We start from the raw sequence: 13,863 nt of genomic DNA, 5'->3' as shown, positions 1-13,863 counted from the left end.
CGGTTTCGCCGCGTCCGCGTGCGCTCTACTGACGGGTTCGCCGATCGGTGGCCGGCCGCGAACGGTGCGTCGTACCCGCTCGCTGATAGGAGCTCGGTCGGCGCCGCCGGGCGCGGTCGCGCCCGCCTCAGTACCCCTGCGCGTTCCCGTCCTTCCGGGGCTCCGTGGCGGCCGAGAGGACCCCGTCCCGGCTCCGCGCGATCTGGGCGCCGCCGAACATGACCGGCGAGAGCGTCCGCACGTCGTGGTCCTTGCGGACCAGCTTCGCCGCGGCGTCGTCGTCGAAGTGCGGCTCCAGCGCCAGTTCGCCGCTCTCGCGGTAGCGCCACCGCGGCTCGTCGAGCGCGCGCTGGAGCGGCATCCCGTAGTCGACGAGGTTGGAGATCACCTGGACGTGGCCCTGCGGCTGCATGTACCCGCCCATCACGCCGAACGCCGCCCAGTCGTCCTCGTCGAACCGGACGACGCCCGGGATGAGCGTGTGGAAGGGCCGCTTGCCGGGTTCGAGACTGTTCGGGTGGTCCGGGTCGAGCGAGAAGGACGCGCCGCGGTTCTGCAAGGCGATGCCGGTGTCGCCGGCGACGAGCCCGGAGCCGAAGCCGGCGAACCGGGAGTTGATGTACGAGACGACGTTGCCCGCCTCGTCCGCGACGGTGAGGAGGACGGTGTCTGCGTCCTCGGCGTTCGCGTTCGGCACGCCGAAGGAGACGTCGTGCGAGGCCGTCTCGCCGACGCCGGCGGCACGCTCGCTCGCCCACTCGCTCGACGCGAGCGGCGGGACCTCCTCGTAGTCGGGGTCGGTGATGTAGCGGTGGCCGTCGTGGAACGCCCGCTTCATGGCCTCGGCGAAGTAGTGGACGCGCTCGGGCGAGTCGTAGTCGTACTCGCCGGCGCCGAGCTCGCTCGCGACGTTGAGCGCCTCCAGCGCGATCAGTCCCTGGTTGTTCGGCGGGAGCTCGTACACCTCGGCGCCGTTGTAGGTGGTCGAGACGGGGTCCGGCCACTCGACCTCGAAGTCGGCGAGGTCGTCGACGGTCATGAACCCGCCCTGCGACTGGACCTCGTCGGCGATGGCCTCCGCGATCTCGCCCTCGTAGACGACGTCGGCGCCCTCCTCCGCGATCCGCCGCATCGACTCGCCGAGCCGCGGGAGCGTCACCGTCTGCCCGACGTCCGGCGGTTCGCCGTCAAAGAGGAACGCCTCGCGGGCGTGGTCGTCGGTGAAGAGCGCGTCGGCGCTCGCCCAGTAGGAGGCGATGACCTCCGACACCGGGTACCCCTCGGTCGCGTAGCGGATGGCGGGCGCGAGCGCGTCCGCGAGGGTGAGCCGGCCCAGCTCCTCGACGGTGGCCTCCCAGCCGCGGGCCGTCCCGGGCACCGTGACCGCGTGCGGGCCGTAGAACGGCATCCCGGCCTCGCCGGCGTCGTCGACCGCGTAGCCGCCGTCGTCGGGGTAGTACGAGTCGGCGTCGTCGTCCTCGGCGAGCGCCGCCTTGACGTTCTCTATCGTCGCGTCCGCGGGGGCGCCGCCGCACGAGCGCATCGCGCCGACCTCGCCGTCTGCGGTCCGGTACAGCGCGAACACGTCGCCGCCGAGCCCGGTCGAGGTGGGCTCGACGACGTTCAGCGCGGCCGCGGTCGCGACCGCCGCGTCGAACGCGTTCCCGCCCTCGCGGAGGACTTCGATCCCCGCCTCGCTGGCGAGCGGCTGACTGGTCGCCACCACGCCGCGCTGGCCGTACACGGTCGATCGGCGCGACGTGAACCGGTCTAAGTCTGGCTCCATACGAACCCGTCCGGCGCCCGGGAGAATAAACCACCGACCGGATCTATCCGGTGTCTACGGCCCGGATCGGGCGGCTCAGAAGCGTCTCGCCGCGACCGGTCGCGCCGGCGCGTCACTCGTCGAACTCGGCGTAGTGCCGGACCAGCCCGCACTCGGGACACATCACCGTCGTCAGCTCCTTGCGTTCGTTCATGCCGAGCTTCCCGAGCAGCCCGGACCGCTTCTCGCCGGTCTTGACGTGCGCGTTCCAGGCGTCGCCCATGCTGAACTCGACCTCTTCCATCGTCACGGCGCAATCGGGACAGCGGTGGTCCATGAACTCGGAATCACGCGGCGGCCTGAAAACGATTGCCTCGACCGTTCTTCAGCGAGCGGTAGCCGCCAACCGCCCGGTGCGGCGGTCCCGAGTGGCCGGCGTCTCCGCGCGTGGGCCGGAGCGGTCGATGTCACCTCGAGACGCGGCGGGACTGCGGGGTCGCTCGGACGACGCCGTCCTCTCAGCGGGCGACAGACGCGATTCGCAGGCGTCGCTGGCCGCCTCGACACGCTGTGATCGAAAGTCGGCCTCGGCACTCATAGGGCTCGTCGTCGCCGGGTGCCGAGTCCGGCTCGGAGCGGTGGTTCGTCATTGGCCGCTCGCCAGTAGTCGCGCCGTCGAATAAAAGGATCCGGCCGCGCCGTCAGTGCGACGAGCCGGCGTACTCGTTCCAGCGGTCGGTGCCGTTCGCGATCCGCCGGGTGTCGGACGGGTCGAACGTCGCCGCCGCGTTCGCGACCGCCTCGGCGGCGGTCGGGAGATCCTCGGCGTCGGTGGTCGCGCCGTCTTCGGTCGGACTGGTCGATGGACCCGATCGGTCGGTCGCCGGTTCGGTCTCCGTCGCCTCGCGCGTGCTCGGACCGCCGGGACCGGTCGTCGTCCCCGCCGTCGAGCGTGCGTCAGTCGTGTACTACGGGTGGCACGGATCCGACAAGGCGCGTATCCTTCATAATTGTTTATGTTAGTGTGAGGATCGCCGGGCGGGGCGGACGGGACGGATCGACCGCGCCGATCGCGTCGCCGGGGCGCCCTACCAGGCCGACCACGCGGTGAGCGTCTCGTCGCGGGCGTACACCCGCTTGAGGTCCTTCGCGTAGGCGAGGTCGCCGGCGTGGTCGAGCTTCTCGTGGCGGTACTCGGGGGCGTCCTCGCGGATCTGGAGCCCCTCGACGGTGAACTCCTCGTCGCCGAACTCCGTCGTCTCGCCGACGGTGAACTCGTAGTCGCCGGGGACGTTCACCCGGAGCGAGCGCGTCTGGTCCGCGTCGCCGTCCTTCGGGTGGAGGGTGACCGGGACCGCGACGTTGTCGACCGCCCGGGTCCACAGCGTCTCCACGTCGGTGATGTCGGCCTCCTCGGCGCGATTCTCGGGGCCGAGTTCGATCCCCGTGATCCGCACCTGCATCAGCGCGTCGTCGGTGTCGACGACGAACTCCTCGCCGGTGGCCACGTCGCCCTCGGCGGGCACGTCCATCGTCGTCGTGAACGAGTCGCCGTCCTGCGAGACGACGATGGTCACGGAGACGGTCTCCTCCTCCGGAATCTCGGCTTTGTGGGTGTGGTCGCACTCGGTACAGCGGACGGTGGCCTGCCCGCCCGGGCTCAGGACCTCGTGGACGGTCGGCTCGGCGGGCGAACACGACGGACAGGGGAGCCCGACGCGCGCGCCGGCTTCGGTGTCGCTCATTGGGCGCTCGTACCCGCCGCGCCCGTAAATATCCGCCCCTGTGGGGGCGGTGTGGGTCGCGCTCGCGTGGCGCGCGGCGACGCCGTCGCGGTTCCGCGGCCGCGCGCGCCGCCGAGGCAGCGCGGTAAGGAAACTGGTTTACCGGAGTCCGCGGAACGGTCGCCTATGATCGTACCCGGGTCCAGCTCGCAGCAGCTCGCGGCCGCGCTCGCGGCGGAGACGGACCGGGCGCTCGCGACCCCGACATACGACCGGTTCCCGGACGGGGAGGGGCTCGCCGCGGTGCCCGACTTCGACGCAGAAGCGGCCGTGATCGTCGCCGCAACCGACTCCGACGAGGCGTGGGTCGAACTGCTCCAGCTCCAGGACGCCGTCCGCGAGGCCGGCGCGACAGACGTGACCACCGTCGTCCCGTATATGGGCTACGCCCGACAGGACGCCTCGTTCGGCGAGGGGGAGCCGGTCTCGGCCCGCGCGATGGCGCGAGCGATCTCGACCGGCACCGACCGCGTCGTCCTCGTCAACCCCCACGAGGCGACCGTCGCCGACTTCTTCGAGGTCCCGGTCGAGGCGGTCGACGCCGCGGGCGTCCTCGCGGCGCCGCTCCCGGCCGACCTCGACGACCCCCTGTTCCTCGCGCCCGACGAGGGAGCGATCGACGTGGCCGCCACCGTCCGCGACGCCTACGGCGCCGGCGAGACGGACTACTTCGAGAAGCACCGCGACCGCGAGACGGGCGCCGTCGCGGTGTCGCCCTCCGACGCCCCCGTCGCCGACCGCGACGTGGTCGTCGTCGACGACATCATCGCGACCGGGTCGACGATGAGCGAGTCGGTCGCGGTCCTCACCGATCGCGGCGCCGCGCGCGTGCTGACCGCCTGCGTCCATCCGGTCCTCGCGGCCAACGCGGTGACGAAGCTCCGCGCCGCCGGCGTCGACCGGATCGTCGGCAGCGACACAGTCGAGCGCGGCTGTAGCGTCGTCAGCGCCGCGCCCGCCGTCGCCGACGCGATGGACTCCCTGTAACGGATCACCCGTCGCCGATCTCGCGGATCTCCTCGGCCGGATTCCCGCCGACTACCGTCCGCGCCGGCACGTCGTCGACCACGACGGCGCCCGCGGCGACGACCGCGCCGTCGCCGATCTCGACCCCCGGCGTGATCACCGCCCGCCCGCCGATCCAGACGTCGTCGCCGACCGTGACGGGGTCGCCGAACTCCACCCCAGCCGCCCGCTCGTCGGGGTCGATCGGGTGGGTCGCGGTGTACACGTGGACGCCCGGGCCGAGCAGGCAGTTCTCGCCGAACGCGACCGGCGCCACGTCGAGGAGGACGCAGCCGTAGTTCGCGAAGAAGCCGTCGCCGACGCCGACGTTGTACCCGTAGTCGCAGCGGAACGGCGGCGCGACGGTCGCCTCGCCGCGCACCTCGCCGAACAGCTCCCCGAGCAGCCGCTCGCGGCGGTCGGTCTCCGTCGGAGCGGTGGCGTTGTACCGGCGGCAGCGCTCCTGCGCGCGCCGCCGGTCGGCGACCAGTTTGGGGGCCGACGGGTCGTACGCCTCGCCGGCGAGCATCCGCTCCTTCTCGCGTCCCATACGCCTCCCGGCGCGGCGAGCGACAAAAGGGCTGTCCGTCGCCGCGCCCGGGAGCGGAGAGGGGGCTGAGCGGCGGCCGGGCGGCGGCCGCCTGCCTCAGACGATCTTCATCATCCGCGTCTCGAACTTCCCGACGCGGACGCGGACCCAGCCCGCGAGCTCGTCGTCGAGGTCGGGGTCGTCGGTGTCGACGCGCAGCGCGCGCACGTCGTCCAGCTTCGCCCGCGACGCGACGATCCGGAGGTCGCAGCGCCGGATCACCGCCGGCGAGATCTGAGGGTTGCCGCGGCCGAAGACGAACCCTTGCCCGCCGATGGGGGAGACGACGATCACGTTCTCCTCGCCGAGCGCGCCGAGGATCTCGGCCTCCGTCGCGTCGCGGACGATCACCTCGCCGTCGCGCCACACGTCCACGCCGATCGGCGACGGCTCGAACCCCAACTCGTCCTTGATCGCGCCCACGGTCGACCCCGGACCGAGGACGAAGGTGACGCCCTCCCCGTCGCGCTCGCGAACGTCGGCGGCGACGCCCTCAGCCAGCGACTCGACGGTCCCGCTCGCGGTCTGTTTCGACGACTGGAGGTCCTCGGCGACGGGGACGTGCGCGACGCCGCGCAGCGTCGGGCTCACCTCCCCCTCCCGGTAGGCGTCCTCGTCGATGTCCATCACCTCGCGGCGCTCCGTCCGCGAGAACGAGGCGGCGACCTCGGCGGCGTCCTCCGGCGAGACCGCGAACACCGACGAGTACACCTTCACCCCGGCGGGGACGCCGAGCATCGGCACGTCGGTCCCCTCCAGCGCGCCCGCGACGTCCGCGGCCGTGCCGTCGCCGCCGACGAACAGGACGAGGTCGACGGGGTCGGCGGGCCCGTCGCCGTCGGCCGCGTCGTCCCCGTCGAGCCCGGCGAACGCCCGCACGACGGCGGCCGTGTGCGCCGCGGTCGTGTCGGTCGGTCCCGGCGCGTCGCCCTCGAAGGGGTCGACGACCCGCGCCGGCTCGAAGCCGGCCGCGCGGACGACGGACTCGCCCATCGGGTCCGCGGCCACCGACACGACGGCGTCGGGCGCGACCGCGGCCAGCCGGTCCAGCGCGCGGCGCGCTCGCTCGGGCGCGCGCTGTTCCGCGCCGCGCTCGACCGCCTCCGCCACCTTCCCGTCGGTCCCCTTCAGCCCGACGCGGCCGCCCATGCCGGCGACAGGATTCACCGCGATCCCCACGTGCATGCCCGACGTTCACCGCGCCGGCCTCTTAAGCGAGCCGCGTCCGGCCGCGGCGCGAGGGCGGTCGCCCGGCGACTCACTCGAACGGTTCATAAAGCCCCTCAACACGCGGACACGGGAACCAACAGGCGTCCGCTCATCACAGTAGACGCCGATGGAACGAGCCCGCCATCGGCGACGTCAGCCGCTCGTCTCACCGGGACTGGATCCCTCCCTCGGTAGCTGCCACACGCCCACGCCTTCCGGTCCCGTTTTCGAACTCCTGTGACGCGGTCTCGGGACCGTCCTCGGTCCCGCGCCGACGGACTCCGTCGGAGAATCAATACTTAAGACGCCCCCAGAACAACCGCGAGACATGATCCTCGAAGCCGCCGTGACGGAGCCGTTGCCGATCAGCGCGACCGCGGGCGTGGTCCTGCTCGCGAGCCTCGCGCTCGTCGCCGTGTGGGTCGCGTACCTGTACCGCTAGGCTGCCCCTTCCTCGGCCGCTCTCGTCGCACCGACCGCTCCGACCGATCGCTTCTTGGCCGCTCAGGCGGACCGCTCCCCGACCGCGTCCGCGTGCTCGCGGATCCACGCCGCCGCGCGCTCGGCCTCCGCCTCGCTCTCGGCGGTGATCTTCACCGTCACGACCTCGCCCGGGTAGGAGCCGACGCGCACGTCGAACCGCTCGCGCAGCGACGCGAACCGGTCGAGCAGCTCGCTCTCCGGCTCGTCCACGTCGACCGTGAGCACGTGGGTGAGCGTCCCCGCGAACTCCGCTTCGACCCGCTCGAACATCGCCTTCATCTCTCCGGGCACCCCCGGGAGGACGTAGACGGACTCGACGACGGCGCCCGGCGCGACCCCCGCCTCGTTCGGCAGCGGGCGGCAGTCGGCCGGGAGGTGCGTCGTCTCCGCCGCGAGGTCGCCGCCGCTGTACCCCCGCTCGGCGAGCCACGCGGCCGCCTCCTCGTTTTCCGCGAGGTCGCGGCCGAACGCGGCCGCAACCCCCTCCATCGTCACGTCGTCGTGCGTCGGCCCGAGGCCGCCGGTGACGATCACCGCGTCGTACTCGGCGTGGTACTCGTTCACGACGCGCGCGATCTCGCTCACCTCGTCCGGCACGACGGTCACCCGTCGGACGGCGACGCCCCGCGCGTCGAGCCGGTCGCAGAGCCAGGTCGCGTTCGTGTTCTCGGTGTCTCCGACGAGGAGCTCGTCCCCGACGGTGACGACGGCGGCGTTCATACCCAGTTCAAGCGGCGCGCGGTAGAAAAGGACCGCGGCGGCGGCGACCGGACGGCGCTCGACGCGACGCGAGCGTCAGAGCCAGCCGTCGTCGTCCTCGTCGTCGTAGACGCCCAGGCCGAGGTCGCGGCGGCGCTGGCGGAGCGCCTCCAGCTGTCGCCTGAAGTAGAGCGTCCCCGCCGCCGCGGCGACCACGCCCACGAGGAGGATGACGCCGAACACCAGCAGGTCGCCCTCTCGGTACGACTGGACGACGATCGAGCCGCGGGACACCTCCTCCCAGACGATCCGGTCGCGGTCGCCGACCGTCTCGACCGCGTGGTCGCGCGGCGACACGTGGCCGACGACCGGGAACTCGGTGCTGAAGCCCGGCGGGAGCGTCACGGCGTACGACCCCTCGACGTACGCGCGCATGGTGAACCGGCGCGGCGACCCGGCGCCCGAGAACGCCACCCGGCCGCCGCTCATGTCGTCCGCGAAGCGGATCCACGTCTCGTCGGTCGTCCGCTCTATCTCCCCGCCGCGGGCGCGGAACTCGCTGCCCGTGATCACCTCGCCGTCGGGGTACCGGTACCGGAACGCCTCGAACTCGAGCGGCTGGTCGCCCGCGTACGGCGTCTGCTCGTACAGCCGGATCTCCTCCCTGTCGCCGACCGCGTACACGACGGTGTAGCGCGCGTCGGTCGAGAGCTCGAACGCGGCGTCGCGGTCCGTGTCGAAGTCGTACTCGCGGGGCGGCTCGGCGTCCAGCGTCTCGTTCGTCACCTCGCCGCCGCCGGTCGCGTAGCCGAGGCAGCCGGCGCTGACCGCGAGGAGGGCGATCGCCGCCGCCGCGAGCGCGAAGCGTCTGTTCACGTGTTACCTCCGGTTAGACCACACAGCGCATCTCGGCCGGGAGGTACGAGCCGATGGCGGCGAGCAGTCCCGGCGGGTCGGTCCCTTCGGCGCAGACGATGCTCTGTTCCAGCAGTCCGAGCCGCTCGACGGTGACGATGTCCTGCGCGTGGCCCGCGCGGTTCACCGTCGCGCGCGTCTCGCCGCGCGTCGCCGAGTTGACGTTCACCCGGCCGTCGCCGCGCTGCCAGTCGTACAGGCGGTCGCGCTCGGCGTCGGCCAGCCGGGACGGCTCCGCGTCCGGGTCGCCGGCGTCGCCGCCGTAGACGAACCGCATGGGTAGGTGCTGGACGAGGCCGAACCGCTCGACGACCTGCTCCGGCGAGCCGACGCCGAGGCCGAGCTCGTCGGCGGGCACGAACACGTCGACGCCGGCGTCGAGGGTGAACCCGACGTCGTCCCACGACTCGAGGGTGCCGACGTACTCCTCGCCGGCGTCGAGCCCGCCGTCGTGGGCGACGATCTCGCCCCACGTCTCGGCGAGGACGTTGCGCGCGACCGGCGCGTCCTCGCCGGTCACGTCGACCTGGACGAAGTCGTCGTCGCGCACGCCCACCTGCCAGTCGACGTCGAGCTCGCCGACGTCGTTGGCGACGAGCGAGTGCATGCCGTCGAGCGCGCGGTCGCGGGCGTCGCCCTCGACGTAGCACTTGGTTGCGAGGACGACCATCAGCCGGTCACGTCCACGTTGAGCTCGTCGCGAAGCGCCGCGATGCGCTGGTCCATCGCGTCGCGGAGCCGGTCGTTGTCCATCGCGTCGAGGGGGGAGCCGCACTCGGGGCACTCGAAGCCGAAGTCCATCGCCTCGCCGAACTCGAAGCGGATCGAACACACCTCACAGAGGTAGAACTCGTGGGTGCGCTCGTACTCCTCGCGCTCCTCTAAGGCCTCGAGCAGCCGGTACATCTCCTCCTGGAGGTTCTCCGGGATGTTGTCGTAGTGGAACGTCCACAGGTACGTGAGCCACCCGGAGTCCTCGTCGCGGACGCGGCGGTACGTCGCCAGGTCGTTCTCGTACAGGATGAACAGCGCGCGCCGCACGTCGTTGAGCTCTAAGCCGAGCTCCTCGGCCAGCTCCTCGTCGGTGACCTCGCCGTCGGGCGGCGCGGCCGCGACCGGCATCCCCGTCGGCCCCACCAGCTCGTGGAGGTACTTCTGGATGACGGGGTCGTTCAGTAGATCCTCAAAAGCCATTACGGGAAACTGGTGGAGGAATCCGGTTAAAACCTCCGAAAGGCGCGGTCGCGACGCTCCCGCTCCGCCCCGCCGAACGGCGCCCGGTCCGCCGCCGACCGACCCGCCGGTCCGGCAGAGCTTTACGGGCCGTGGCTCACACTCGCCCGTATGGCTGACTCGGTGGACGGACGGGGACGACGCGCGCTCGGCGCCCTCGCGCTCCTCGCCGTCCCGACGGTGTTGGCGGCGGTGCCGCTGGTCGCGCTCGCCGCGCTGCTCGGCTCCGGCGGGCTCGGCGCGCTCCCGTTCGGCGCGGCCGGGGGCCTGCTCGCCGCGGCCGTCGTCGGACCGGCCGCGTCCGCGCTGCTCGGCCCGGTCCTCGTCGACAGGCGGATCGCGCGGCTCCCCGACGCCGACCTCGACGAGCGCCGCGCCGACTTCGTCGCCGACCGCGTCGCGTCGCTCGCGGCCGAGGTCGGCGTCGACCCGCCCGAGGTGACCGCCGTCCGCGTCGACGCCGCGAACGTCGCCGTCGCGGACGGCTACCGCGGGTCCCGGCTGGTGGTCTCGACGCGGCTGCTCGCCCTCCCGAAGGCCGACCGGGACGCCGCGCTGCGCCACGCGCTCGTCAGGCTCCGGACGCGGCAGGCGCTGCTCGCGACCGCGACGCTCCCGGCGCTGGCGGCCGTCGAGACCGCGGCGCTGCTCGCGACGCTGCTCGTCGGGCGCCGCGGGGACCGCACCGCCGCGGACCGGCGCGTCAACCGGATCCACGGGTACGAGCCGGACCGCGAGCGCGTCCCGTCGTGGGCGTACGCCGCCGCCGGCGTGCTCTGCTGGCTGCTGCTCCTCCCGGCGTGGATCCCGGCGACGGTCGGCGACCGGTTCGCCGTCGCCGGCGGGCGGCGCGCCGCGGACGCGCTGGTCGCGCGCGCCGGCGCCGCGGAGCGCGAGGGGCTCGGCAACGCCGTCGCGTTCGCCGGCGACGCCGCGGGCGCCGGCGACTGGCCGCCGCTCCTCGACCGCCTCTCGCTCGTCTCCATGGCCGACGCCGAGACGGGCCGGGTCCGCGGGACGAGCCGGCAGGAGGCCCGGACGCGGCTCGCGCGGCTCCGTTCGAAGCGGACGCTGTAAGAAGGGTCCCGCCGGTCCCGGTCCGACTCAGGGCCGCCTCGGCACCTGGAGTCGGATCGTCGTCCCGTCCCCGTCAGTTTCGACGTCGAACTCGCCGCCCGCCTTGGCCACGACCCAGTACATGAGCCAGATGCCGAGGCGGTCGGCGTGGGTCAGCGAGGTCTCGCCCGCCTCCAACACCTGCGTCTCGTGGTCCGGGATCCCGGGGCCGTCGTCGTCGACCTCGACGGTGACCCACCCCTCGGGGCGCCGCTCGACGCGCACCTCGACCGACGGCGACTGCGCGTCGTTGTGCTTCACGGCGTTCTCGACCGCCTCCGCGACGGCGACGGCGAGGCCGACGACCGCCACCTCGATCGGGTCGTCGTCCGGGAACGACAGCGTCACCTCGGCGTCCGGGTAGCGGCTGTGGATCCGGTTCCGGATCTCGACCAGCTCGTCGCGGAGGTCGACCGGGGCGTCGAGCGCAGGGGCCGAGACCGTCTCGTCGACCGTCTGGACCGCCTCCGCGATCCCCGTGAGGTCCGTGGCCGTCTCGGTGATGACGTCGATCGAGCGGCGGCGCGACTCCTCGTCGGGGTCGTCTCGAAGCAGGTCCGTGTACCCCGTGATGAGGTTCATCTTGTTCCGGAGGTTGTGGTTGAGCACCCGGGCCATCACCTCCAGCCGCCGCTCGCGGATCTTCCGCTCGGTGATGTCCGTCTGGAACCCGACGAAGTGCGTGGTCTCGCCCGCCTCGTTCCGCAGGGGCTCGATCTGGAGCCGGTTCCAGAACTTCTGCCCGTTCGCCCGGTAGTTGAGGATGTCCACGTCGATCGACCGCTCCTCGTCGAGGCCCGCCCGGATCTCCGCGCGCGTCTCGTCCGAGGTGTCGGGGCCCTGGAGGAACCGGCAGTCCTCGCCCAGGCGCTCCTCGCCGTAGCCGGTCAGCGTCTCGAACCCCTCGTTGATGTACAGGAGGGGGTTGTCGTCACCCTCCGCCCGCGCGAGGGTGATGCCGACCGGCGCCTCGTCCATCGCCCGCTCCTTGAGCCGCAGGTCCGCGACGGTCCGCCTGAGGCGGAGCGAGGTCAGCCGCCGCTCGATCAGGTTCGAGACCCGGGTGAGCAGGGCCCGCCGACCGACCGGCAGCTCGATGACGTCGTCGACGCGCTCCCACGTGCGTTCGGTCGGCTGCGTCCGCGCGCCCTCGCCGACCAGCAGCGCGAACGGGAGGAACGCCGGGTCGGCGCGCTCGCGGCGAGCGTCGAGCGCGTCGCCGACGGCCTCGAACGCGCCGGCGTCGAGGAGACAGCAGTCGAACTGGCTGTCGAGCGCGGCGGGGTCTGACTCGGCCCGGACCCGATAGCGGTCGCCGAGCGCCTCGGCGAGCAGGTCGCGGTCGCGGTCGGCGTCCATCACGAGGAGGACGGTCGCGTCGTCGCCCTCGGCGGTCGGCGGCGCCTCGCCCTCGGTGTCCATCGGCACCGCGCGCTCGCCGGACTCGTCGCCGTCGACGCTGGCGGCCGGGGGGTCCGAGTCCGAGCCCATCTTACTTTCTACGAGGCGCGGCCGTCACTAAGAACTACCTCATTTATATGTCGATCGCCGCCGACGGGTGTGGTATGCCATCACCGCTATCCGAGCGAGCGTCGACGGGGGTCGCCGGGCTCGACGAGGTACTCTCCGGGGGGCTCATCCCCGCGCGGAGCTACATGGTCCGCGGGCAGGCGGGGAGCGGGAAGACGATCCTGAGCTTCCACTTCCTTCAGGCCGGGATCGACGAGGGCGAGACGGCGCTTTTCATCAACCTCGAAGAGGACCTCCGCGACCTGAAGGCGAACGCGGCGGCGCTCGGGTTCGACACCGACGCGGTCGAGTTCCTCGACCTGAGCCCGAGCGCGGACGCCTTCGTCGAGGACGAGTCGTACGAGGTGTTCGCGCCCTCGGAGGTCGAGCGCGAGCCCCTGACCGACCGGATCGTCGAAGGGGTCTCCGAGGTCGACCCGGACCGCGTCGTCGTCGACCCGCTGACGCAGCTCCGCTTCCTGCTGTCCGACGACTACCAGTTCCGGAAGCAGGTGGTCGGGTTCATGCGGTTCCTGAAAGACCGGGACGCGACGGTGCTGTTCACCGTCCAGAACACCGACTCCCTGCCGACGGACGACCTGGAGTTCATCACCGACGGGACGATTCGACTGGACGCGACGCGGTCCGGCACGACGGTCCGCGTCCCGAAGTTCCGCGGGTCGGCGACGCAGAGCGGCGATCACGCCTACCGGGTCACCGACTCCGGAATCGAGGTGTACCCCGCGCTCCAGCCCGGGTCGGACCGCGCCGGCGACGCCGAGTTCGAGCAGATCTCCTCGGGCATCCCCGAGGTCGACGAACTGCTCCACGGCGGGATCGAGCGCGGCACCGTCAGCATCGTGAGCGGGCCGACCGGCGTGGGGAAGACCACCCTCAGCACGCAGTTCATGAAGGAGGCCGCGGGCCGGGGCGAACGCTCCGTCATCTACTTGTTCGAGGAGTCCCGGCGGACGTTCCTCGCGCGGTCGCGAGCGGTCAACATCCCGGTCGACGAGATGCTAGAGAAGGGGACTCTCGAAGTGGTCGAGGTGGAGGCGTTAGAGCGGTCGCCACAGGAGTTCGCGCGGATGGTCCGCGACGAGGTCGAGGGCGAGGGCGCCGACATCGTCATGGTCGACGGCATCTCCGGCTACCGGCTGACGCTCCGCGGCGAGGAGGAACAGATGCTCCAGCAGCTCCACGCGCTCGGTCGCTACCTCAAGAACGAGGGCGTGACGGGCGTCTTCGTCGACGAGACGCGGAACGTCACCGGCGAGTTCCGGGCGACGATGGAGAACGTCAGCTACCTCGCCGACAACATCGTCTTCCTCCGGCACATCGAGGTCGGGGGCGAGCTCCGGAAGGCGATCGGGGTCCTGAAAAAGCGGACCAGCGACTTCGAGCGGACGATCCGCGAGTTCCGGATCACCGAACACGGGATCACCGTCGGCGAGCCGATGTCCGGGCTCCGCGGCATCCTGAGCGGCACGCCGGAGGTCGTCGAGGAGGACCTGCGCCGGTCCGAGCGGGACGACGCCGACGAGTAGCGGAGCGCC

General features: G+C 72.2%; 13 protein-coding genes. 3 read left to right on the top strand and 10 right to left on the bottom strand.

Going from position 1 to position 13,863, the window contains the following annotated elements:
* Positions 1 to 127: 127 nt before the first annotated feature.
* From ggt to DVK05_RS07340, 3 genes are all read right to left on the bottom strand, one after another.
* Complete coding sequence (ggt, locus tag DVK05_RS07350; RefSeq protein ID WP_121562734.1) at positions 128 to 1,786, bottom strand: gamma-glutamyltransferase; 1,659 nt, start codon at positions 1,784 to 1,786, stop codon at positions 128 to 130.
* Between the two features lie 112 nt (positions 1,787 to 1,898).
* Positions 1,899 to 2,102, bottom strand: a complete 204-nt coding sequence (locus DVK05_RS07345; protein WP_053770841.1) for a hypothetical protein — start codon at positions 2,100 to 2,102, stop codon at positions 1,899 to 1,901.
* Between the two features lie 751 nt (positions 2,103 to 2,853).
* Positions 2,854 to 3,510 carry an HVO_0476 family zinc finger protein gene (locus DVK05_RS07340; RefSeq protein ID WP_121562733.1) on the bottom strand — a complete coding sequence of 219 codons (657 nt, stop codon included), beginning with the start codon at positions 3,508 to 3,510 and terminating at the stop codon, positions 2,854 to 2,856.
* 165 nt (positions 3,511 to 3,675) lie between these two features.
* On the opposite strand from DVK05_RS07340, the gene prs reads away from it, so the two are divergent.
* Complete coding sequence (prs, locus tag DVK05_RS07335) at positions 3,676 to 4,536, top strand: ribose-phosphate diphosphokinase (protein ID WP_121562732.1); 861 nt, start codon at positions 3,676 to 3,678, stop codon at positions 4,534 to 4,536.
* Positions 4,537 to 4,540: 4 nt separating this feature from the next.
* Here prs and DVK05_RS07330 read toward each other — a convergent pair whose 3' ends face one another.
* From DVK05_RS07330 to DVK05_RS07305, 6 genes are all read right to left on the bottom strand, one after another.
* Positions 4,541 to 5,104, bottom strand: a complete 564-nt coding sequence (locus tag DVK05_RS07330; protein ID WP_121562731.1) for a maltose acetyltransferase domain-containing protein — start codon at positions 5,102 to 5,104, stop codon at positions 4,541 to 4,543.
* A 96-nt stretch (positions 5,105 to 5,200) separates the two neighbouring features.
* Positions 5,201 to 6,328 carry an ATP-NAD kinase family protein gene (locus DVK05_RS07325; protein WP_121562730.1) on the bottom strand — a complete coding sequence of 376 codons (1,128 nt, stop codon included), beginning with the start codon at positions 6,326 to 6,328 and terminating at the stop codon, positions 5,201 to 5,203.
* 528 nt (positions 6,329 to 6,856) lie between these two features.
* Positions 6,857 to 7,555 carry a molybdopterin-binding protein gene (locus tag DVK05_RS07320; RefSeq protein ID WP_121562729.1) on the bottom strand — a complete coding sequence of 233 codons (699 nt, stop codon included), beginning with the start codon at positions 7,553 to 7,555 and terminating at the stop codon, positions 6,857 to 6,859.
* 75 nt (positions 7,556 to 7,630) lie between these two features.
* Positions 7,631 to 8,410, bottom strand: a complete 780-nt coding sequence (locus DVK05_RS07315) for a DUF5803 family protein (RefSeq protein WP_121562728.1) — start codon at positions 8,408 to 8,410, stop codon at positions 7,631 to 7,633.
* A 13-nt stretch (positions 8,411 to 8,423) separates the two neighbouring features.
* Positions 8,424 to 9,119, bottom strand: coding sequence for a DUF2110 family protein (locus DVK05_RS07310; protein WP_121562727.1), 696 nt, complete (start codon positions 9,117 to 9,119; stop codon positions 8,424 to 8,426).
* Positions 9,119 to 9,643: a transcription factor gene (locus tag DVK05_RS07305; RefSeq protein ID WP_121562726.1), complete on the bottom strand. Its 525-nt coding sequence runs from the start codon at positions 9,641 to 9,643 to the stop codon at positions 9,119 to 9,121. The genes DVK05_RS07310 and DVK05_RS07305 overlap by 1 nt, the downstream gene beginning before the upstream one ends.
* A 150-nt stretch (positions 9,644 to 9,793) precedes the next feature.
* On the opposite strand from DVK05_RS07305, the gene DVK05_RS07300 reads away from it, so the two are divergent.
* Positions 9,794 to 10,759, top strand: coding sequence for a hypothetical protein (locus DVK05_RS07300; RefSeq protein ID WP_121562725.1), 966 nt, complete (start codon positions 9,794 to 9,796; stop codon positions 10,757 to 10,759).
* Positions 10,760 to 10,786: 27 nt separating this feature from the next.
* Here DVK05_RS07300 and DVK05_RS07295 read toward each other — a convergent pair whose 3' ends face one another.
* Positions 10,787 to 12,289 (bottom strand): PAS domain-containing protein, encoded by a 1,503-nt coding sequence (locus DVK05_RS07295; RefSeq protein WP_121562724.1) that lies wholly within the window; start codon positions 12,287 to 12,289, stop codon positions 10,787 to 10,789.
* 74 nt (positions 12,290 to 12,363) lie between these two features.
* Between DVK05_RS07295 and DVK05_RS07290 the strand changes: the two genes are divergently transcribed.
* Positions 12,364 to 13,854, top strand: a complete 1,491-nt coding sequence (locus DVK05_RS07290) for an ATPase domain-containing protein (RefSeq protein ID WP_121562723.1) — start codon at positions 12,364 to 12,366, stop codon at positions 13,852 to 13,854.
* Positions 13,855 to 13,863 lie beyond the last annotated feature (9 nt).

Source organism: Halorubrum sp. Atlit-8R, assembly GCF_003666025.1.
GTDB classification, from domain to species: Archaea; Halobacteriota; Halobacteria; order Halobacteriales; family Haloferacaceae; genus Halorubrum; species Halorubrum salinarum.
This window is presented reverse-complemented; position numbering and strand designations above follow the sequence as displayed.